This window comes from Variovorax sp. OV084, assembly GCF_900111625.1.
Lineage (GTDB): Bacteria > Pseudomonadota > Gammaproteobacteria > Burkholderiales > Burkholderiaceae_C > Variovorax.
In genome coordinates this window covers 1-20151 of record NZ_FOII01000002.1, presented here as the reverse complement: position 1 = coordinate 20151, position 20151 = coordinate 1, and the positions used below count along the sequence as shown (strand labels likewise).

Here is a 20151-nt window from a genome sequence, read left to right as displayed (position 1 = left end):
GCCCTATCTATAACCGCAAGACATAAGGCAGTTTTTCGCTCGATTCAGGAGGAGAAAGCCTGCACCGTGCGCAACCCGAGCCAGGTCATGCACAGCGAACCGCCAAGGTGCAACGCGATCGTGCCCATCGCGAGGCCGAGCCTGCCGCCCATGAGCATGCCGACCACTTCCGCGGAGAAGCTGGAGAAGGTGGTGAGCGTGCCCAGGAAGCCGGTGATGACCATGAGCCGCCACGCGGGGTTGATGTCCGGCAGGCCGCTGAACACACCGATGGCCACGCCGATCAGGTAGCCGCCGATGAGGTTCACCGCCAGCGTGCCCCAGGGCAGGATGCCGCCGGGGTTGAGCCACAGGGCAAAGCCCCAGCGCATGAGGGCGCCGACACACGCGGCGAGGCAGATGACGAGGACGTTCAGCAGCATGCCGGCGATTATCCGCAAGCTGCCGGACGGCCTTGCTCTTTCTACTTCTCCTTGCCCATCACCACATCGGGCAGGATCGTCACGATGCTCGGGAACAGCGTGATCAGCACGATGCACAGCACCAGGCAGAAGAAGAACGGAATGGCAGCCTTGGCGATCACGTTGCTGTCTTTCCCGGTCATGTTCTGCAGCACGAAGAGGTTGAAGCCCACCGGCGGCGTGACCTCGGCGATCTCGACCAGCAGCACGATGAAGATGCCGAACCAGATCAGGTCGAAGCCCGCCTTCTGGATCATCGGCAGCACCACCGCGCTGGTCAGCACGATCATCGAGATGCCGTCGAGCGCCGTGCCCAGCACCAGGTACACGACGACCAGCGCGCCGATCAGTGCATAGGGCGACAGGTGCATGCTGTCGACCCACTCGGCCAGCTCGCGCGGAATGCCGGTGAAGGCCATGGTCTTGGTGAGGAAGGCGGCACCAGCCAGGATGAACATGATCATGCAGCTGGTGCGGGTGGCGCCCATGATGCCGTCCTTGAAGTTCTTCCAGGTCAGGCTGCGGCCCCAGGCCGCGATGGCCAGCGAGCCCAGCACGCCGAAGGCCGCGCACTCGGTGGCCGTGGCCCAGCCCGCCACCAGCACCCAGACGATGAAGACGATCAGCAGCGCGCAGGGAATCAGGTTGCCCGAGAGCCGGATCTTCTCCATGAAAGTGGTCGGCGGATCGGCCGGCGGCACCTGGTCGGGATTGCGCAGGCTCCACCAGCCGATGTAGCCCGAGAACAGCAGCATCAGCAGAAAGCCCGGAAGAAAGCCTGCCAGGAAGATGCGGATGATCGACGCGTCGGCGGCCACGGCGTACACCACCATCGTGATCGACGGCGGGATCAGGATGCCCAGCGTGCCCGCGGTGGCGAGCGAGCCGATGGCCAGCTTCTCGTTGTAGCCGCGGCGCTTGAGCTCGGGCAGCGCCACCTTGGCGATGGTCGCGCAGGTGGCCGCCGACGAGCCCGAGACCGATCCGAACACGCCGCAGCCGAGGATGGTGGTGTGCATCAACCGGCCGGGCACGCGGTTGAGCCAGGGGCGCAGGCCCTCGAACATCTCCTCGCTCAGCTTGGTTCTGAAGAGGATCTCGCCCATCCAGATGAACAGCGGCAGCGCCGCGAGCTCCCAGCTGGCGTTACTTTCCCAGAAGGCCGAGAACAGGTTCTTGCCCGGCAGCGTGTTGGTGAAGAAGGCCTGGCCGACCCAGCCGACGATGGCCAGCGTCATCGCGATCCAGACGCCGCCCGCGAGCAGAAGCAGCATGATGGCGAGCAGCAGCGCGCCCATGAGCAGGGTTTCAAGCATGGGCGTCAGACGTCGGAGGAGAAATCGCCGGCAGCATGCCGCTCTTCGATGGCGCGCTGGTAGCTGGGCTTCTCGCCGCGCACCACGCCCACCAGCTCGTCGACCATGGCAATCAGCAGCAGCCAGCAGCCGATGACGAAGGTCGATTGCGGAATCCAGATCGGAATGACGACGAGGCCGGTCGCCATCTCGGCGAATTCGTAGCTCTCGTAGGTGAAGCTGGTGGCCCAGTAGGTCAGGTAGGCCACGGACACCGACGCGATCAGCAGGCATGTCACGTCGAGGATGCGCCGCACTTTCGGCGGCACGGCTTCGAGCAGCAGCGTCACGCGCACGAAATCGCCGTGACGGAATGCATGCGCCATCGCGAAGAACGCGGCGGCGGCGCACAGCCAGGCCACCACGTCGTTGAGCCCGCTCACGTGCCAGTTCATCTGCCGGCCCACGCCGGCCAGGATCATCAGCACGAAGATCAGGAACACGCAGAACGCGCCGAGCGCGCCTGCACCGTCGTACAGGCGGTCGAGGAAGCGGCGCACGGCTTACTTCTTTTTATAAGCGTCGACGATGGCGGCGCCATCGGCCCCGGCTGCCTTGAGCCAGTCGGTCTGCATGATGCCGCCGACCTGGCGCATGTCGGCGTCGAGCTTGGGCGAGGGCTTGTGCACCTTCATGCCGCGCTCGGCGAGCAGGCGCTTGTATTCGTCGTTCTTCTCCTGCGCGACCTTCCAGCCGCGCACCTCGGCATCGGCTGCGGCCTTGGTGACGGCGGCCTTGGTGGTGGCGTCGAGCGCGTCGAAGGCCTTGGCGTTCACGAGGATCGCGTTCTTCGGGATCCAGGCCTGCGTGTCGTAGAAGTTCTTGATGTGCTCGTAGGTCTTGGTGTCGTAGCCGGTGGAGCCCGAGCTCATGTAGCTCTCGATCACGCCCGTGGCCATGGCCGCGCTGAGCTCGGCCTGCTGGATCTGCACGGGCTGCGCGCCGATGAGTTCGGCGATCTTGGCGGTGGCCGGGCTGTAGGCGCGCCACTTGATGCCGCGCAGGTCGGCCACCGAGCCGATTTCCTTCTTTGTGTAGATGCCCTGCGGCGCCCACGGCACCATGAACAGCACCTTGATGCCCTGGGCCGCGAGCAACTTGTCCATGGCGGGCTTCGATGCGTCGTAGAGCTTCCTTGCCTCGGGGTAGGTGGTGGCGAGGAAGGGCACGCCGTCGAGCGCGTAGATCGGGTTCTCGTTCGCGTAGTTGGCCAGCAGGATCTCGCCGGCTTGCGCCTGGCCGCTTTGCACGGCGCGCTTGATCTCGGGCGCCTTGAACAGCGAGGCGTTGGCATGCACCGTGATCTTCACCTTGCCGCCCGTGGCGGCGTCGACGTCCTTCGCGAACTGCGTGATGTTTTCCGTGTGGTAGTTGGTGGCGGGGTAGGCCGTGGGGAGGTCCCACTTGGTCTGCGCGAAGGCTGCGGCGCCGAGGGTGAGGCCCGCGAGGGCAATGCCGAACTTGTGATTCATGTACGCGCTCCGGAATGGATTGAAAGCAAAACGAAAGGAAGCTTACGTGCAAATTCCGGACCACTTCCTGAGGCATTTCCCTGCCATGGCGCGCATGAAAAAGCCGCCCGAAGGCGGCTTTGCATATTTCTACCGGAGCGGAATCAGGGCTTGGCGGCCTTGGGAGCTTTCGCTTCCTTCGATGCGGATGGCGCCGCGCCACCGAAGCTCTTGCCATTGACCGTCAGGCCCTCGGCCGACAGCTTGGCCGCCTTCTTCTCCTTCACGCCCTTGACGCGCTGCATGAGGTCGGGCCAGTCCTTGAACTCGCCTTCCTTGCGTGCTTCGAGAATGCGCTTGGACATCGACGGGCCAACGCCCTTGACGCCATCGAGGTCGGCCTCGGTGCCTTTGTTGACGTCAACGGCGGCGAACGAAACGGCCGCGAACAGCATGGCCGTGATGGCCAGGATCTTCTTGAACATGATGAAAAACTCCCTCTTTTTTGTTGATGAGTGACAGCCGACAGAAGCGTCGGCCCAGGCTCAACGAGGAGGGAAAGAGCGGCGTTGACGCGTAAAAGCCGTGCCGGCTTCTACGTGACCATTGTTCAGAAATGTGATCAGAGTTCTTCGACGCGGCGCGGCGGATAGCTGTCCCAGGCCTGGCAGCCGGGGCAGTGCCAGAAGTACTGGTGCGCCTCGAAGCCGCAGGCTGCGCAGCGGTAGCGCATGAGCGGCCGGGTGGCCTGGTCGAGCGCGCGCTGCACCTGCGGATGGAACTGCTGGTGCTCGAAGTGTTCGCCCGCGAGCCAGCGCGAGGCCGCAACCAGCGAGGGCTGCTGTGCAAGATGCGCGATGTAGCCGTCGCGCGGCGTGGGGTTGGGTTCTTCTGCGGTGGCGGTCGGCGTGCCGCCGAGCGCCATCAGCGCCTCGAGCACGTCGATCGACGGCGACTCCACATAGCGGCGTTGCAGCAGTGCGAGCGCTTCGCCTTCGCGGTGCGCGGCCACGGCAGCCTGCTGCAGCGCGGCTGCGTAGAGCGGCAGCGCCAGCGGTGCGGTCTCGCTCAGGGCCACGAGCGTGTCGAAGGCCGCGGCCGCCTCGCCGTTGCGCAACTGCAGGTTGGCTGTGTCGATGGCGGGGCGCGGTGCCTGCGGCGCGAGTTCGACGGCCTGCGCGAGCAGCTTTGCGGCGCCAGGCAGGTCGCCCGCTGCAACGCGTTCGGTCGCCTGCTCGCAGAGGTGATGCGCGCGGCGCGTGCTGTAGCTGGCCTGGTCTGATTCGTCGAGCTTCTGCGCCACGTCGGCGGCCTGTGCCCATTCGCGCGAGCGCTCGTAGATGGCCAGCAGCGACAGCCGCGCCTCGTTCTCGTAGCGCGTGCCTTCGAGCTTCTGCAGCGCGGCTTCGGCACGATCGAGCAGGCCGGCGCGCAGGAAGTCTTGCGCCAGTGCGTGCTGTGCGCGTTCGCGGTCGCTGCGGCTCAGGTCGCCGCGGCCCAGCAGGTGCTCGTGCACGCGCACTGCGCGCTGGTACTCGCCGCGACGGCGGAAGAGATTGCCGAGTGCGAAATGAAGCTCTTGCGTGTCGGGGTCGTTCTGTACGGCTTCGATGAAGGCGTCGATGGCCTGGTCCTGCTGCTCGTTGAGCAGGAAGTTGAGGCCGCGAAAGTAGGCCTTGGGGGCTTGGCGGTTCTCGAGCTTGAGTTGCCGGATGTCGAAGCGCGATGCGAGCCACCCGAGCACGAAGGCGACGGGCAGGCTGATCAGCAGCCAGCTGGGATCAAAGTCCATGTTGACGTACGGCGGGGAGGTCGGTGGCGGAGATGGTCGGAGCCGCTGCGGGCGCGGTCGTGGCGGTCGATGGTGCGGAAGCCTGGGTTTCGGCAGCGGCAGGCACTTGCGCCGCGGCGGTGCGGTGCTTCCACCAGCCCGGCAGCATGCCCAGTGCACCCACCACGAGCCCGCCGGCAAAGGCCGCGAGCACGACGAGCACCAGCGGCGCACGCCAGTAGGTGCCGAAGAAGAAATAGACGGTCGCGTCGTGCTGGTTGTTCAGCGCGAAAGCGAAGAGCGTAAAAAAAATGGCTGCCTTGAGCAGCCACAGGAGGTATTTCATAGCCGTTCCCGTTGCCGGGAGCATTCTACGTTTGCATCCACGTGCGTCAGGCCTTGCGGCCCTTGGCTTCCTTGCCGCCGGCGTCGAGCTCCGCGGTGCGTGCATCGACGGCTTCGCGCAGCGCCTTGCCGGGCTTGAAGTGCGGCACCCGCTTCTCGGGAATCTGCACGCTCTCGCCCGAACGCGGGTTGCGGCCGATGCGCGGCGGACGACGGTTGACCGAGAAGCTGCCGAAGCCACGGATCTCGATGCGGTGTCCGCGCACCAGCGCGTCGCTCATGGCATCGAGGATGGTCTTGACGGCGTATTCGGCATCGCGGTGCGTGAGCTGTGCAAAGCGCGCTGCGAGTTCTTCGACGAGGTCTGAGCGGGTCATAGGCCGAACATAAACGAAAAACGTGGACGAAAAAAAAGACAGAGCGGCCCCAGGGCCTGCTCTGTCTTCCGACTCAGCTTACTTGCTGTCGTTGTTGTCGAGCTTGGCGCGCAGCAGGGCGCCCAGGCTGGTCGTGCCCGCGTTTTCGCGTGCCGACTGCTGGCTCAGGCTGGCCATGGCGCCTTGTTCGTCGACCATGTCCTTCTGCTTGATCGACAGCTGGATGTTGCGGGTCTTGCGATCCACATTCACGACGATGGCGGTGACTTCGTCGCCTTCCTTCAGCACGTTGCGGGCATCTTCAACGCGGTCGCGCGAGATTTCCGAAGCACGGAGGTAGCCGATGATGTCTTCGCCGAGGTCGATTTCAGCGCCGCGGGCGTCCACGGTCTTGACCTTGCCGGTCACGATCTGGCCCTTGTCGTTCACGGTGGTGAACGTGGTGAACGGGTCGCTGTCGAGCTGCTTGATGCCGAGGCTGATGCGCTCGCGGTCGACGTCCACAGCCAGCACGATCGCTTCGACTTCCTGGCCCTTCTTGTAGTTGCGAACGGCGGTTTCGCCGGCTTCGTTCCACGAGAGGTCCGAGAGGTGAACCAGGCCGTCGATGCCGGCAGCCAGACCCACGAACACGCCGAAATCGGTGATCGACTTGATCGGGCCCTTGACGCGGTCGCCGCGCTTGGTGTTTTGCGCGAACTCTTGCCACGGGTTGGCCTTGCACTGCTTCATGCCCAGGCTGATGCGGCGCTTGTCTTCGTCGATTTCCAGGACCATGACTTCGACTTCGTCGCCCAGCGAGACGATCTTGTTCGGAGCGATGTTCTTGTTGGTCCAGTCCATTTCGGAGACGTGCACCAGGCCTTCGATGCCGGGTTCGAGTTCGACGAACGCACCGTAGTCGGCAATGTTCGTGACCTTGCCGAACAGGCGGGTCGATTGCGGGTAGCGGCGCGAAACGCCCATCCACGGGTCGTCACCCATTTGCTTGAGACCCAGCGAGACACGGTTCTTTTCGGTGTCGAACTTGAGGATCTTGGCGGTGATTTCCTGGCCGGCCTGAACGACTTCGCTCGGGTGGCGAACACGGCGCCATGCCATGTCGGTGATGTGCAGCAGGCCGTCGATGCCGCCGAGGTCCACGAACGCACCGTATTCGGTGATGTTCTTGACCACGCCGCGCACGACTGCGCCTTCCTTCAGCGTTTCCATCAGCTTGGCGCGTTCTTCGCCCATGCTGGCTTCGACCACGGCACGGCGCGACAGCACGACGTTGTTGCGCTTGCGGTCAAGCTTGATGACCTTGAATTCGAGGGTCTTGTTCTCGTACGGGGTCAGGTCCTTGATCGGACGCGTGTCGATCAGCGAGCCCGGCAGGAACGCGCGGATGCCGTTGACCAGGACCGTGAGGCCGCCCTTGACCTTGCCGCTGGTGGTGCCGGTGACGAAGTCGCCCGATTCCAGTGCCTTCTCGAGGGCGAGCCACGAAGCCAGACGCTTGGCGGTGTCGCGCGAGAGGATGGTGTCGCCGTAGCCGTTTTCAACGCTGCCGATGGCAACGGAAACGAAATCGCCGGCCTGAACTTCGAGTTCGCCCTTGTCGTTCTTGAACTCTTCGATCGGCACATACGCTTCGGACTTCAGACCGGCGTTGACGACGACGTGGTTGTGTTCGACACGCACGACTTCGGCCGTGATGACCTCGCCGGTGCGCATTTCGGAACGCTTCAGGGACTCTTCGAATAGGTCGGCAAAAGATTCAGACATTTATGGTTCCTTCCGTCAGGCAGGGTTGGCAGGCGCTCTTGCGAAATTGCGTGCGGCTGCTGTGGGTCTGTAGACGGCGGTTTTGTGGGCTTTTTGGATATAAACCCGGGTTGGTTGAACAACCAGCAGGCCAGTGCGCTGTCGCGCGGAAGGAGCCTGCTGGAGCGGTATGCGCCTTATGAATATTTCGGGATATTCCGTCGGGCGCCAGTTTTTCAAGCGGGCTTGAAAGGCTGTACTTGTTGCCACCAGTCCAAGACCTGATCGATCGATTGCTCGATGGACAGCTGGGAGTTGTCGAGGTGGCGAGCGTCTTGCGCCGGCTTCAGAGGGGCGACGCTGCGGGATGAGTCCCGGGCGTCACGTGCTTCCAAGTCGGAGCGAAGACTGTCGAGTGTAGTCGAAATACCCTTTGAAATCAACTGCTTATGCCGCCGCTCGGCGCGCTGGGCGGCGCTGGCCGTGAGGAAGACTTTGAGCGTCGCGTCGGGGAAGATCACGGTGCCCATGTCGCGCCCGTCGGCCACCAGGCCGGGCAGCTGGCGAAAGCGCTGCTGCAGGGCCAGCAGCGCCTCGCGCACGGCTGGCAGCGTGGAGACGCGGGAGGCGTCCATGCCGGCGGCTTCGGTGCGGATGTCGTCGCTGACGTCTTCGCCGGCCAGCAGCACCTTTCCTTCGGTGAACTGCAGGGGCAGGGCGGCCGCGAGTGCAGCAATCTGCGTTTCGTGCTGGGCGTCAGCGCTCAGGCCTGCGCGGCGCATGGCCAGGCCGGTCACGCGGTAGAGGGAGCCCGAATCGAGGTAGTGGTAGCCGAGCAGGCGCGCTACTTCGGCCGCGAGCGTGCCCTTGCCGGAAGCGGTCGGGCCGTCGATGCAGATCACCGGCACCTCGGCGGCCTCTGCCACCGAGAACAGGGTCTCGAAGTAATCGGGAAAGGTCTTGGCGACGCAGTGCGGATCGAGAATGCGCACCGGCACCCCCGCCGGGTTGAATGCCGCGAGCGAGAAGCACATGGCCACGCGGTGGTCGTCGTAGGTGTGGATGCTCGCCGGGCGCCAGCCGGCCTGCGCCAGCGGGTGCACGCGGATGAAGTCCGGGCCGGCCTCGACGGCGGCGCCGAGCTTCTTCAGCTCGTTGGCCATGGCGTCGATGCGGTCGGTTTCCTTCACGCGCCAGCTCGCGATGTTGCGCAGCGTGCTCGGGCCGTCGGCGTACAGCGCCATCACGGCCAGCGTCATCGCGGCGTCGGGGATGTGGTTGGCGTCGAGGTCGATGGCCTTGAGCGGCCAGGCGCCGCGGCGCACTTCGAGCCAGTTCGGACCGCTGTCGACCAGCGCGCCCATCTGGCGGGCGGCGTCGATGAAGCGGATGTCGCCCTGGATCGAATCGGCGCCCACCCCTTCGATGCGGATGCCGTCCTTGCCAGAAACACCCGTCGCTATCGCCCCCAATGCTATGAAATAGCTAGCAGACGAGGCGTCGGCCTCGACGTGGATATCGCCGGGCGAGCTGTAGCTGCTGCCTGCTGGAATGGTGAAGCGCTCCCAGCTGTCGCGCCGCACCTGGATGCCGAAGCGCGCGAGCAGGTTCAACGTGATCTCGATGTAGGGCTTGGAGATCAGCTCGCCGACCACTTCGATCACGATGTCGCCGGCCGCTGCGAGCGGCAACGCCAGCAGCAGGGCGGTGAGGAACTGGCTCGACACGTCGCCGCGCACGCGGATCGGCGCGTCGAGGGCCAGGTCGCCGTGCGGCACCGGATGGATGCGCAGCGGTGGATAGCCGGGATTACCGAGGTAGTCGATGCGGCAGCCGAGCTGGGTCAGCGCGTCGACGAGATCGCCGATGGGGCGCTCGTGCATGCGCGGCACGCCGCTCAGCTCGAACTCGCCGCCCAGCAGCGACAGCGCCGCGGTGAGCGGGCGCATCGCGGTGCCGGCGTTGCCGAGGAACAGCGGCAGCAGCGTTTCGCTGGGCTTCAGCTGGCCGCCGAGGCCGGTGATGCGCAGCGTGTTTCCGTCCGGGTCGATGCCGCAGCCGAGCGCGCGCAGGGCGTCGAGCATCACGCGCGTGTCGTCCGAATCGAGCAGGTCGTGGATGGTGGTGGTGCCGCTCGCGAGCGCGGCGAGCAGCAGCACGCGGTTGGAGATGCTCTTGGAGCCCGGCAGCCGGACCGTACCGGCCGCGCCCGCGAGGGGCGGGAGATCGAGGAAGGTCGTCGAGAACATTTCAGTTGTCCTGCTGCTGCGACGAGGTGTCGGTGGCCGGTTTCCAGGCCGCGCGGGCCTTGCTGGCGGCGGCAATGGATTGCTCCAGCGCCTGCAGGTCGCCCGCAGCCATCAGCGCTTCGAGGTCGTCCAGCGCCTTGCGGAAGGCCTGCGACTGTTGCAGGACCTGTTCGCGGTTGGCCAGCAGCACGTCGCGCCACATGACCGGGTCGCTCGCGGCGATGCGCGAGAAATCGCGAAAGCCCGGTCCCCCGAGGCTCAGGAAGCGGTCGCCCTGCGGCTGGCTGGCGATGGCGTTGGTGTACGCGAAGGCCAGCAGGTGCGGCAGGTGGCTCACGGCGGCAAAAGCGGCGTCGTGCTCTTCATGCGTCATGGTGACGACGTGCGCGCCGATGCCGCTCCACACCTGCGAGGCCCGCTGCACGTTCGAGCGCAGCGTGGTCTTCACGGGCGTCAGCACGACCTGCCGGCCGGTGAACAGCGAAGCCTCTGCATGCTCGATACCCGAGAGCTCCTTGCCGGCGATCGGGTGTGCCGGCACGAAGTTCGCGAACTGGCGCTGCAGGCCGTTGCGCGCGGCTTCGATCACGTCGCCCTTGGTCGAGCCGACGTCCATCACCAGCGTCTCGTTCGAGATGCCGTGGCGGATGGCCTTGAATGTGGCTTCCGAGGCGGCCACCGGCACCGCCAGCAGCACGATGTCGGAGCCTGACACCGCCAGCAGCGCCGAAGGCGCTACCACGTCGATCACACCGAGCTGGCGTGCCCGCTCGGTGGTGGAGGGCGACTTGCTGTAGCCGACCACGCGTTTCACCAGCTTCGCGCGCTTGAGTGCGAGCGCGAAAGAGCCGCCCATCAGGCCGCAGCCGATCAGTCCCAGTTGTTCGAACATGTTGTGGGGCTGCCTGCCGCTCAGGCCTTGACGGGGTAGGCGCCCAGCACCTTGTAGAACGCGCAGAGACCGCGCAGCTCGGCCAGCGCCGCGGCCACGTTGGGCTGCGAGGGATGGCCGTCGAGGTCGATGTAGAAGTAGTACTCCCACTGGCCGGTGCGAGCGGGGCGCGACTCGAAGCGGGTCATCGATACGTTGTTGGCCTTCAGCGGCACCAGCAGGTCGTGCACCGCGCCGGGCCGGTTCGGCACCGAGACGATCAGGCTCGTGCAGTCGCGGCCCGAGGCTGGCGGCATGGCCAGCGTCTGCGGCAGGCAGATCACCGAGAAACGGGTGCGGTTGTACGAGTCGTCCTGAATGGCGTGCGCCACGATGTGCAGGCCGAAGCGGGTGGCGGCGCGTTCGCCGGCCAATGCGGCCCAGGCCGGGTTGGTGGCCGCGAGGCGTGCGCCTTCGGCATTGCTCGACACGGCACGGCGCTCGGCGTTCGGCAGGTGCTTGGACAGCCAAGTCTGGCACTGTGCCAGCGCCTGCGGATGGGCTAGCACGGCCTCCACGCCTTCGAGCGAATTGCTGCTGCGCAGAAGGTGATGACGTACCAGCAGGCTGACTTCGCCGACGACATGGGTCGGCGAGTGCAGGAACAGGTCGAGCGAGCGAGTGACTACGCCTTCGGTCGAGTTCTCGACGCCGACCACGCCGTACTGGGCGCTGCCAGCGGCGGTGGCGTGGAACACCTCGTCGAAGCTGGCGCAATAGATCAGGTCGGCGGCGCCGCCGAAGTATTCGATGGCGGCTTGCTCGCAGAAGGTGCCTTCGGGGCCAAGCACGGCCACGCGTTGCGGCGATTCGAGCGCCAGGCAGGCCGACATGATCTCGCGCCAGATGGCCGCCACGTGGAGGTCCTTGAGCGGACCGCCATTGCTCTTCTGCATCTTGTCGATGACCTGCGCCACGCGGTCGGGGCGGAAGAACGGGGTGCCCTCGCGCTTCTTGACCTCGCCGACCAGCTCGGCCACATGGGCCCGCTCGTTGAGCAGGCTGAGCAGTCGCTGGTCGAGCGAGTCGATCTGCACGCGCAGATCGGCCAGGCTTTCGGAGTTGTCGGAGGGAGAAGAGGGCGGTGTGGGTGCGGAGGCGGTCATCGGTGCGAGCAGCTGGGCATGCGCCTAGGCATGCGATCGCTCGAATTCTCGCATGTAGGCCACAAGTGCCTGCACCCCTGCCAGCGGCATGGCGTTGTAAATGCTCGCGCGCATGCCGCCGACCGACTTGTGGCCCTTGAGCTGCAGCAGCCCGGCTTCGCGCGCGCCGGCCAGGAAAGCCTCGTTGCGGCCTTCGTCGGCCAGGAAGAACGGCACGTTCATGCGCGAGCGGCAGCCCGGATCGATCCGGTTGGCGTAGAAGTCGGAGCCGTCGATGAAGTCGTACAGCAGCTTCGCCTTCGCGATGTTGCGCTGCTCCATGGCGGCCACGCCGGTGTGCGCGCCTTCGGTCTGCTGCAACAGCCATTGGAATGTGAGCCCCGCCATGTAGATGCCCCAGGTCGGCGGGGTGTTGTACATGGAGTGGTTGTCAGCCACGGTCTTGTAGTTGAACGCGCTCGGGCAGATCTCGAGCGCGTGGCCCAGCAGGTCGTCGCGCACGACCACGATGGTCAGGCCGGCAGGGCCGAGGTTCTTTTGTGCGCCGCCGAAGGCCAGGCCCACGCGGCTCCAGTCGACGCTGCGCGAGGCAACGTGCGAGGAGAAATCGATGACCAGCGGGGCGTTGCTGCCGAGCGCGGCCAGATCGGGCAACTGCTGGAACTCGATGCCGTTGATGGTCTCGTTCGAGCACACGTGCACGTACGAAGCATCCTTGGAGAGCTGCCAGGTCGTAGGGTCGGGCAGCTTCGTGTGCTGGTCGTCGGCGTTGCTCGCGACAACGCGCGCTGTGCAGTAGCGCTGCGCTTCCTTGTGCGACTTGATGCTCCAACTGCCGGTGATGACGAAGTCGGCGGTTTTGCCGCGCGACAGGTTCAACGGCACGATGGCGTTCTCGCCCAGTCCGCCGCCCTGCATGAACAGGACCTGGAAGTTCGAGGGAATGGCCAGCAGCGTGCGGATGTCGGCTTCGGCCTGGGTGCAGATCGCACCGAATTCCTTGCCGCGATGGCTCATTTCCATCACGCTCATGCCGCTGCCCTGCCAGTCGAGCATTTCGGAGGCGGCGCGTTGCAGCACCGCCTCCGGCATGGCAGCCGGACCGGCCGAGAAGTTGTAGGGGCGCTTGCCGGCCGGCGTCTGCTGCTGGGTCACGTTGCTTTTACTTCTTGGCTGGGGCCTTGGCAGGTGCCTTGGCGGGAGCGGAGCCTTGGGCAGCGCCATCGGTCGGTGCGCCGAGTGCCTTGGCGACTGCGGTGTCGAGCGCGCGCATCTTGGGTTCGACCGTGGTGCGCGTGTCGGCCACGAGCTTTTCCGTCAGTGCGGTCTGCATCTTCGGGTTCAGGTCCTGGTACTTTTTGCTCAGGGGCGAGTTGATCCAGGCCAGCAGCTGCTTGAGTTCGTCTTCGTTGAAGTTCTGCTCCATCAGCGGGGTGAGGGCGCCCGGGGCCAGTTGAACGGCCTTGTCGCGAACGATGGGGTAGGTTTCGTCGAAGTACTTCTTCAGCTCGGCGTCGGCAGCCTTGGCGGCAGCTTCGCGCTTGGCTTCAGGCACTTGCGTCTGCAGGTATTGCGAACCCGCTTGCGCGATCGGAGCGCTCGATTGCTCGACCAGGCCGCGTGCCAGCGATTCGATACCGGGGCGCTGGATGTCGATGAACTGCTTGATGAGCGTGGCCTTGTCCTGGGCCATGGCGGCCATCGAACTGCTTGCCAGGGCGACCGTCAGAAGTGCGAGTTTGATTTTTTTCACTGAGGATTCTCCGTTGAAGATGAGGAAGTATCGTCCGCGTCAGGCTCGCTTTCGCCGTTCGCGTCGTTTTCGACGATACGTTGTAGCCCGCTGAGTTTGGCGCCTTCGTCGAGTCCGATCAGCGTAACGCCTTGCGTCGCGCGACCAAGTTCACGAATTTCGGCAACCCGGGTGCGCACCAGCACGCCCTTGTCGGTGATGAGCATGATCTCATCATCCGCATGCACGAGAGTGGCAGCAACGACCTTGCCGTTGCGCTCACTCTGTTGAATGGCGATCATGCCTTTGGTTCCCCGGCCGTGGCGGGTGTATTCCGTAATGCTTGTTCGCTTTCCGTAACCATTTTCCGTGGCCGTGAGCACGCTTTGCTGCTCATCTTCGGCAACCAGCATGGCAATCACGCCCTGTCCGGGGTCGAGCGACATGCCGCGCACGCCGCGGGCATTGCGGCCCAGCGGGCGGACGTCTTCCTCGTCGAAGCGCACGGCCTTGCCGCCGTCGCTGAAGAGCATGACGTCGTGCTTGCCGTCGGTCAGTGCCGCGCCGATCAGGTAGTCGCCCTCATCGAGGTTCACGGCAATGATGCCGCCCTTGCGCGGGTTGTTGAACTCGTCGAGCGCCGTCTTCTTGACCGTGCCCATCGAGGTCGCCATGAACACGTACTGGTCGGCCGGGAAGTTGCGCTTTTCACCCGTCAGCGCGAGCGCGACGTTGATCTTTTCGCCTTCCTGCAGCGGGAACATGTTGACGATGGGACGTCCGCGCGAGCCACGCGAACCCGCCGGCACTTCCCACACCTTGAGCCAGTACAGCCGGCCGCGGTTGGAGAAGCACAGGATGTAGTCGTGCGTGTTGGCGATGAAGAGCTGGTCGATCCAGTCGTCGTCCTTGGTGGCGGTAGCCTGCTTGCCGCGGCCGCCGCGTTTCTGCGCGCGGTATTCGCCCAGCGGCTGGCTCTTGATGTAGCCGCTGTGCGAGAGCGTGACCACCATGTCGGTCGGCGTGATCAGGTCTTCGGTCGATAGGTCGTAGGCGCTGTGCTCCACCAGGCTGCGGCGCGCGCCGACCTTCGACTGGCCGAACTCCTGCTTGATGGTGCCGAGCTCGTCGCCAATGATGGTGGAGACGCGCTCGGGCTTGGCCAGGATGTCGAGCAGGTCGTCGATCTCGGCCATCACGTCCTTGTACTCGGCCACGATCTTGTCCTGCTCGAGGCCGGTCAGGCGCTGCAGGCGCATCTGCAGGATTTCCTGGGCTTGCGTTTCCGACAGGCGATAGAGGCCGTCGCCGCCCATGCCGAAATTGCGCTCGAGGCCTTCGGGGCGGTAGTCGTCGGCGTTGATCACACCGCCGTCGGCGCGCGTGCGCGTGAGCATTTCGCGCACCAGCTTGCTGTCCCAGCTGCGGGTCATCAGCTCGGCCTTGGCGACAGGCGGCGTCGGCGATTCGCGGATGATGCGGATGAACTCGTCGATGTTGGCCAGCGCCACTGCGAGGCCTTCGAGCACGTGGCCGCGCTCGCGGGCCTTGCGCAGCGTGAAGACGGTGCGGCGCGTGACCACTTCGCGGCGGTGCTGCAGGAAGACCTGGATCAGGTCCTTCAGGTTGCACAGCTTGGGCTGGCCGTCGACCAGCGCCACCATGTTGATGCCGAAGGTGTCCTGCAGCTGCGTCTGCTTGTAGAGGTTGTTGAGCACCACCTCGGGCACTTCGCCGCGCTTGAGCTCGATCACCAGGCGCATGCCCGACTTGTCGGACTCGTCCTGGATGTGGCTGATGCCTTCGATCTTCTTCTCGTGCACCAGCTCGGCCATGCGCTCCTGCAGCGTCTTCTTGTTGACCTGGTAGGGAAGCTCGTCGACGATGATCGCCTGGCGCTGGCCGCGGTCGATGTCCTCGAAGTGGCACTTGGCGCGCATCACGACCTTGCCGCGGCCGGTGCGGTAGCCGTCCTTCACGCCGTTGATGCCGTAGATGATGCCGGCGGTGGGGAAGTCGGGCGCCGGCACGATTTCCATCAGCTCGTCGATGCTGGCTTCGGGGTTGCGCAGCAGGTGCAGGCAGGCGTCGACAACCTCATTCAGGTTGTGCGGCGGAATATTGGTGGCCATGCCGACCGCAATACCGCCGGAGCCATTGACCAGCAAATTCGGCAGCTGGCTCGGCAGCACCTTCGGCTCTTTTTCGGAGCCGTCGTAATTGTCCTGAAAGTCGACAGTTTCCTTGTCGATATCGGCCAGCATTTCGTGCGCAATTTTGGCCAGCCGGATTTCCGTATACCGCATTGCGGCCGCGTTGTCTCCATCGACCGACCCGAAGTTGCCCTGGCCGTCGACCAGCATATGGCGCATCGAGAAGTCCTGGGCCAGGCGCACGATGGTGTCGTAGACCGACTGGTCTCCGTGCGGGTGGTACTTACCGATGACGTCGCCAACGATACGGGCCGACTTCTTGTATGGCCGGTTCCAGTCGTTGTTGAGCTCGTGCATCGCGTACAGCACGCGGCGGTGCACAGGCTTGAGGCCGTCGCGGGCATCGGGAAGCGCTCGGCCCACGATCACGCTCATGGCGTAGTCGAGATAGCTGCTGCGCATTTCCTCTTCGAGACTGATGGGCAGGGTTTCTTTTGCGAAGGAGGTCATGAGCGAGGGGCTGGCGGCAGGAAGGCGAAATTTTACGCTGTGAGGGGTGTCGCACCGCCGCAACACAAGGCGCCTATTCCGCCTCCGTCCTACGCTTCGGGGCCGTCCAGCGGCCTGTTTGCCAAAGACCCTATGGCACAATCGCCTCAACGTTTTGGGTGGTGGTCACTTAAAGCGTCCTTGATTCGCAGCGCGGCTGCGGCTTTTTCCCCAAGAGGAGAACCATGAAGAAACTGAATAAAGTGGCGATGATGTTTGCAGTCGCTGCGCTCGCCACTGCCGCCGGCGCGCAGACCCGTGTCACCGCTGCGGACGGCGGTCCTACGATCGACAACTGGCAAAACGGCACCGGCGAACTGGTCTGGAAGAACGGCACGAATGAACTGTGCTGGCGCGATGCCAACTGGACGCCGGCTACGGCTGCCGCTGGTTGCGACGGTGCTCTGGTTCCTGCTGCTCCGGCTGCTGCTGCTCCGGCTGCTGCTGCCCCGGCTGCCCCGGCCGCACCGCAAGTCGCTGCCAACAAGGTGACCTTCGCTGCCGACGCATTCTTCGACTTCGACAAGTCGGTTCTGAAGCCTGAAGGTCGCGCCAAGCTGACCGATCTGGTCGAGAAGATCCGTGGCGTCAACCTCGAAGTCATCATCGCTGTGGGCCACACCGACTCGATCGGTACGGACGCCTACAACCAGCGTCTGTCGGTGCGTCGCGCCGAAGCCGTCAAGGCCTTCCTGGTCTCGAAGGGCATCGAACGCAACCGCGTCTACACCGAAGGCAAGGGCGAGAAGCAGCCTGTGGCTGACAACCGCACCAAGGAAGGCCGCGCCAAGAACCGTCGCGTGGAAATCGAAGTGGTCGGCACCCGCGCCAACTAATCAATCGATTCCATCGATCATGAAAACCCCGCCTCGGCGGGGTTTTTTTATGGCTGTCGAATTCGTGATTGATCTTTGGCAAAGCCCGCGCGGTGTTTATTGGACATTGCTCGTTTCATAATCGCTGCATGACAGAAAACGTGAATGCGGATCCGGCCGAACTGGCCAAGTTTTCAGAGCTCGCGCATCGCTGGTGGGATTTGGAAAGCGAATTCCGCCCGCTGCATGAAATCAATCCATTGCGCCTGGAATGGATTGACGGTATTGCACCTATTTCGCAGCGCCGCGTACTCGATATCGGCTGCGGCGGCGGCATCCTGGCTGATTCGATGGCGCGCAAGGGGGCCGACGTGCTGGGTATCGACCTCGCGGGCAAGGCGCTCAAGGTCGCGCAGCTGCATGCGCTCGAGGCCGGTACCCGCGGCGTGAAGTACCGTGAGATCAGCGCGGAGGCGCTGGCAGCCGAGCAGCCGGGCAGCTTCGACGTCGTCACCTGCATGGAGATGCTCGAGCATGTGCCGCAGCCAGCCTCGGTGATCCAGGCCTGCGCTACGCTGGTCAAGCCGGGTGGCTGGGTGTTCTTCTCGACGATAAACCGCAGCTTGAAGTCCTTCATGCTGGCGATCGTGGGCGCCGAGTATGTTCTCGGCATGCTGCCGCGTGGGACTCATGAATATGCGAAGCTGATCCGGCCCAGCGAGTTGGCTGGATACTGCCGCGCAGCGGGTCTGGACCTGCGGCACACCCGCGGCATGGAGCACAACCCCCTGACCCGGCGCTATTGGCTCAGCGGCGACACCAGCGTCAACTATATGTTCGCCACGCAGAAGCCGGCCGAACTGAAGTCGGGATCGCAAGGATGATGGGCATCGAGACGAAAGCCGTGCTGTTCGACCTCGACGGCACGCTGATCGACAGCGCGCCCGATCTGGGCGCCGCAGCCGACAAGATGCGCACTGAGCGCGGCCTCGATTCGTACCCGCTGGAGCGTTACCGTCCCATGGCTGGTGCGGGCGCGCGCGGCATGCTCGGCGTGGCGTTCGGCATCACGCCAGAATCGCCGGAGTTTCCTGAGCTGCGCGAAGAGTTCTTCGTGACCTACGAGCGCCGCATGCTGCTCAACACGCAGGTGTTCGATGGCGTCCAAGCGCTCATCGAGGCGCTGCGCGAGCGCGGCCTCTTGTGGGGTGTCGTCACCAACAAGTCGATGCGCTTCACCGATCCGCTGACGCGCGCCATTCCGCTTTTCGCGAGTGCGGGCGCGGTTGTGAGCGGTGACACCACGCCGTTTGCCAAGCCGCATCCCGAGCCCTTGTATGAAGCTGCGCGCCGGCTTGGCGTGGCATCGCGGGCATGCATCTACGTCGGCGACGACGAGCGCGACATCATCGCGGGCCGCGCTGCAGGCATGCGCACGGTCGCAGCCACCTACGGCTACATGGGTACACAGGCCGATTCGGCACTCTGGCAGGCCGATGCTTCAATCTCTTCGCCCCTTGAGCTCTTGAAGTTACTCAATAGCGCCTAAAATGGGTTGCTTGGGGCTGCACTGGTTTCGACGTGGGTTCGGAGTCGCAGCGGGGCATGTCGAGCTGAATGCGCTCGTAAAACAGATTCAAACAAACTAACTGCAAACGACGAACGTTTCGCACTCGCTGCTTAATTGCCAGTGAGCCTTGCAACAGTTGGCCGATGGGCTGGGCAAGGGGGTCTGGAGCAATCCTGACCTCCCGGCTGCAAGGATAATTACATGGGCTGGCTCCGATCCGGGTACCTTGGGTCGGGGCGAGAAAATAGGGTGCTGGCGTCCGGTTTAGCGTGTGACTGCGCGACTCCGGAAGCGAGACTTAAATCAGATCACTAAACATGTAGAACTGCGCGATGAAGGCTTGCGGACGGGGGTTCAAATCCCCCCAGCTCCACCAAATTTCTAGAGCCAAGTCCAATTAAATCAAGGACTTACGAAAAGGCTCTCCGTCTCGGACCCTCACTCACCGTCTCGGGATTCACACGCGATTCGCACCTGAATCGCTCGCGTCGCCGACCTCCGGCAGACCAGGCAGATGCTCCCGACCGTACTTTACCTGCGGTCGGTCGAAGCCCAGAGTGGCGCCTTGCTCGACCCACCGGCCGTAGTTCCTGATCACCATCTCCGTCGTCTTGTGGCCGAGCAGCTTGGCGATGTACGCCGGGTTCTCGCCTTGGCTCAGCAGTTGGCTCGCGAACGTGTGCCGCATCTGGTACGGATTGCGATAGCTGGCCATGGCCTTCTTGCAGGTGCGCTGCCACAGCCGCAGCAGCGACTGGTCCGTCCATTCCTTGTCGTTGCGCGGGTTCATGAAGACCCGGCCGCCGGCTTTCTCGGTGCGTTGCCGTTGATCCTCAAGTGCCTGGCGGGCGGCAAGAAGCAGCGGAATGGTGCGCACGCCGGCACGCGTCTTCGTGCCTTTTTCCTCGCCCTCGACGACGGCCTTGTGGACGCGCACAGTCCCGGCCTGCAGATCGATGTCGGCCCAGGTCAGCGCGATCAACTCGCTCGTTCTGACACCCGTGAATGCCCAGAACTGAAATGCCGCCCGTTCGGCGCCGGTCATGCTGACCAGCAGCGGCACTAGCTCTTCCACGCTGTACGGCTGCGGCTCGTAATCCGTGTGGAGCGTGTCCCGCGGCAGGATCCGCGACAGCTTCAGTCGGTCGAGCGGGTTGAAGTCGATCGAGAACTGGTCGAGATCCTGGCTGACGACGCATGGCGGCAGGCGAGGGCGATGAGGGTCAAGTTGAACCGCGTGCAGGCCTATGACTTGGCGCATGGCTGTGTTGCCTGGCATCGCAATCCGACTTGCGACCACTGCGGCGGGCATGGGGCGACGGTCATCCCTGGCAGCACGACGCTGGGCGTGAAATGCAGGCCCTGCAAGGGCACGGGCCGCACTTCATTGAGCAAGATCTTCAAGGAGCATGCGGAAGTCGCCGATTTGACCTGCCCGGTTTCTCCGAGACATTGATTTCTAGGAAGATGGCTCCCGCCCGAAGAGGAGCCCATGAAGAAGAGTCGATTTTCAGAAGAGCAAATGGTCACGATCCTGCGC

General features: G+C 64.4%; 20 protein-coding genes and 1 other RNA gene. 5 read left to right on the top strand and 16 right to left on the bottom strand.

The window, feature by feature from the left end; genetic code table 11:
- Positions 1–44: 44 nt before the first annotated feature.
- From crcB to gyrA, 15 genes are all read right to left on the bottom strand, one after another.
- The gene (gene crcB / locus BMW87_RS06415) at positions 45–422 is read right to left on the bottom strand and encodes a fluoride efflux transporter CrcB (RefSeq protein ID WP_093075291.1); all 378 of its coding nucleotides are present in this window, start codon (positions 420–422) and stop codon (positions 45–47) included.
- 41 nt (positions 423–463) lie between these two features.
- Positions 464–1777 (bottom strand): TRAP transporter large permease, encoded by a 1314-nt coding sequence (locus tag BMW87_RS06410; protein ID WP_093050084.1) that lies wholly within the window; start codon positions 1775–1777, stop codon positions 464–466.
- 5 nt (positions 1778–1782) lie between these two features.
- Positions 1783–2316: a TRAP transporter small permease gene (locus BMW87_RS06405; protein ID WP_093075288.1), complete on the bottom strand. Its 534-nt coding sequence runs from the start codon at positions 2314–2316 to the stop codon at positions 1783–1785.
- 3 nt (positions 2317–2319) lie between these two features.
- Entirely contained in the window at positions 2320–3288 is a 969-nt protein-coding gene (locus BMW87_RS06400; protein WP_093050090.1) for a TRAP transporter substrate-binding protein, read from the bottom strand.
- A 143-nt stretch (positions 3289–3431) separates the two neighbouring features.
- Positions 3432–3752 carry a ComEA family DNA-binding protein gene (locus BMW87_RS06395; RefSeq protein WP_093050093.1) on the bottom strand — a complete coding sequence of 107 codons (321 nt, stop codon included), beginning with the start codon at positions 3750–3752 and terminating at the stop codon, positions 3432–3434.
- 137 nt (positions 3753–3889) lie between these two features.
- On the bottom strand, positions 3890–5059 hold the full coding sequence (lapB, locus tag BMW87_RS06390; RefSeq protein WP_093050096.1) for a lipopolysaccharide assembly protein LapB: 1170 nt from the start codon (positions 5057–5059) through the stop codon (positions 3890–3892).
- Positions 5049–5384 (bottom strand): LapA family protein, encoded by a 336-nt coding sequence (locus BMW87_RS06385; protein WP_093050099.1) that lies wholly within the window; start codon positions 5382–5384, stop codon positions 5049–5051. Before BMW87_RS06385 ends, lapB begins: the two co-directional genes overlap by 11 nt.
- 46 nt (positions 5385–5430) lie before the next feature.
- Entirely contained in the window at positions 5431–5760 is a 330-nt protein-coding gene (locus BMW87_RS06380; protein WP_093050102.1) for an integration host factor subunit beta, read from the bottom strand.
- A gap of 78 nt (positions 5761–5838) precedes the next feature.
- Positions 5839–7527 carry a 30S ribosomal protein S1 gene (rpsA, locus tag BMW87_RS06375; RefSeq protein WP_007829366.1) on the bottom strand — a complete coding sequence of 563 codons (1689 nt, stop codon included), beginning with the start codon at positions 7525–7527 and terminating at the stop codon, positions 5839–5841.
- 215 nt (positions 7528–7742) lie between these two features.
- Positions 7743–9755 carry a bifunctional 3-phosphoshikimate 1-carboxyvinyltransferase/cytidylate kinase gene (locus BMW87_RS06370; RefSeq protein WP_093075286.1) on the bottom strand — a complete coding sequence of 671 codons (2013 nt, stop codon included), beginning with the start codon at positions 9753–9755 and terminating at the stop codon, positions 7743–7745.
- 1 nt (position 9756) lies between these two features.
- Positions 9757–10647 carry a prephenate dehydrogenase gene (locus BMW87_RS06365; protein ID WP_093050107.1) on the bottom strand — a complete coding sequence of 297 codons (891 nt, stop codon included), beginning with the start codon at positions 10645–10647 and terminating at the stop codon, positions 9757–9759.
- A 20-nt stretch (positions 10648–10667) separates the two neighbouring features.
- On the bottom strand, positions 10668–11792 hold the full coding sequence (gene pheA / locus BMW87_RS06360; RefSeq protein WP_093050110.1) for a prephenate dehydratase: 1125 nt from the start codon (positions 11790–11792) through the stop codon (positions 10668–10670).
- Positions 11793–11816: 24 nt separating this feature from the next.
- Complete coding sequence (serC, locus tag BMW87_RS06355) at positions 11817–12884, bottom strand: 3-phosphoserine/phosphohydroxythreonine transaminase (protein WP_256216714.1); 1068 nt, start codon at positions 12882–12884, stop codon at positions 11817–11819.
- 70 nt (positions 12885–12954) lie between these two features.
- Complete coding sequence (locus BMW87_RS06350) at positions 12955–13545, bottom strand: DUF2059 domain-containing protein (protein WP_093050116.1); 591 nt, start codon at positions 13543–13545, stop codon at positions 12955–12957.
- Positions 13542–16187, bottom strand: a complete 2646-nt coding sequence (gene gyrA / locus BMW87_RS06345; protein ID WP_093050119.1) for a DNA gyrase subunit A — start codon at positions 16185–16187, stop codon at positions 13542–13544. Before gyrA ends, BMW87_RS06350 begins: the two co-directional genes overlap by 4 nt.
- A 224-nt stretch (positions 16188–16411) precedes the next feature.
- Here gyrA and ompA point away from each other — a divergent pair, with 224 nt between their 5' ends.
- From ompA to ssrA, 4 genes are all read left to right on the top strand, one after another.
- Positions 16412–17062, top strand: a complete 651-nt coding sequence (ompA, locus tag BMW87_RS06340) for an outer membrane protein OmpA (protein WP_093050122.1) — start codon at positions 16412–16414, stop codon at positions 17060–17062.
- Between the two features lie 128 nt (positions 17063–17190).
- Positions 17191–17925, top strand: coding sequence for a bifunctional 2-polyprenyl-6-hydroxyphenol methylase/3-demethylubiquinol 3-O-methyltransferase UbiG (gene ubiG / locus BMW87_RS06335; RefSeq protein WP_093075281.1), 735 nt, complete (start codon positions 17191–17193; stop codon positions 17923–17925).
- A complete protein-coding gene (locus tag BMW87_RS06330) occupies positions 17922–18590 on the top strand; it encodes an HAD-IA family hydrolase (protein ID WP_177192742.1) in 669 nt (222 codons plus the stop codon). Before ubiG ends, BMW87_RS06330 begins: the two co-directional genes overlap by 4 nt.
- A gap of 12 nt (positions 18591–18602) precedes the next feature.
- Positions 18603–18987: a transfer-messenger RNA gene (ssrA, locus tag BMW87_RS06325) on the top strand.
- Between the two features lie 81 nt (positions 18988–19068).
- Here the strand turns inward: ssrA and BMW87_RS06320 are convergent.
- Positions 19069–19872 (bottom strand): site-specific integrase, encoded by an 804-nt coding sequence (locus BMW87_RS06320; protein ID WP_177192741.1) that lies wholly within the window; start codon positions 19870–19872, stop codon positions 19069–19071.
- Positions 19873–19964: 92 nt separating this feature from the next.
- Here BMW87_RS06320 and BMW87_RS35330 point away from each other — a divergent pair.
- On the top strand, positions 19965–20151 hold a 187-nt coding region (locus BMW87_RS35330), incomplete at its 3' end, for a hypothetical protein (protein WP_218149746.1).

Coding starts and splice junctions, on each gene's coding strand:
- crcB (WP_093075291.1), bottom strand. CDS start 422: ATGCTGCTGAACGTCCTCGTCATCTGCCTCGCCGCGTGTGTCGGCGCC.
- BMW87_RS06410 (WP_093050084.1), bottom strand. CDS start 1,777: ATGCTTGAAACCCTGCTCATGGGCGCGCTGCTGCTCGCCATCATGCTG.
- BMW87_RS06400 (WP_093050090.1), bottom strand. CDS start 3,288: ATGAATCACAAGTTCGGCATTGCCCTCGCGGGCCTCACCCTCGGCGCC.
- BMW87_RS06395 (WP_093050093.1), bottom strand. CDS start 3,752: ATGTTCAAGAAGATCCTGGCCATCACGGCCATGCTGTTCGCGGCCGTT.
- lapB (WP_093050096.1), bottom strand. CDS start 5,059: ATGGACTTTGATCCCAGCTGGCTGCTGATCAGCCTGCCCGTCGCCTTC.
- BMW87_RS06385 (WP_093050099.1), bottom strand. CDS start 5,384: ATGAAATACCTCCTGTGGCTGCTCAAGGCAGCCATTTTTTTTACGCTC.
- BMW87_RS06380 (WP_093050102.1), bottom strand. CDS start 5,760: ATGACCCGCTCAGACCTCGTCGAAGAACTCGCAGCGCGCTTTGCACAG.
- rpsA (WP_007829366.1), bottom strand. CDS start 7,527: ATGTCTGAATCTTTTGCCGACCTATTCGAAGAGTCCCTGAAGCGTTCC.
- BMW87_RS06370 (WP_093075286.1), bottom strand. CDS start 9,755: ATGTTCTCGACGACCTTCCTCGATCTCCCGCCCCTCGCGGGCGCGGCC.
- BMW87_RS06365 (WP_093050107.1), bottom strand. CDS start 10,647: ATGTTCGAACAACTGGGACTGATCGGCTGCGGCCTGATGGGCGGCTCT.
- pheA (WP_093050110.1), bottom strand. CDS start 11,792: ATGACCGCCTCCGCACCCACACCGCCCTCTTCTCCCTCCGACAACTCC.
- serC (WP_256216714.1), bottom strand. CDS start 12,884: ATGCCGGAGGCGGTGCTGCAACGCGCCGCCTCCGAAATGCTCGACTGG.
- gyrA (WP_093050119.1), bottom strand. CDS start 16,187: ATGACCTCCTTCGCAAAAGAAACCCTGCCCATCAGTCTCGAAGAGGAA.
- ompA (WP_093050122.1), top strand. CDS start 16,412: ATGAAGAAACTGAATAAAGTGGCGATGATGTTTGCAGTCGCTGCGCTC.
- ubiG (WP_093075281.1), top strand. CDS start 17,191: ATGACAGAAAACGTGAATGCGGATCCGGCCGAACTGGCCAAGTTTTCA.
- BMW87_RS06330 (WP_177192742.1), top strand. CDS start 17,922: ATGATGGGCATCGAGACGAAAGCCGTGCTGTTCGACCTCGACGGCACG.
- BMW87_RS06320 (WP_177192741.1), bottom strand. CDS start 19,872: ATGCGCCAAGTCATAGGCCTGCACGCGGTTCAACTTGACCCTCATCGC.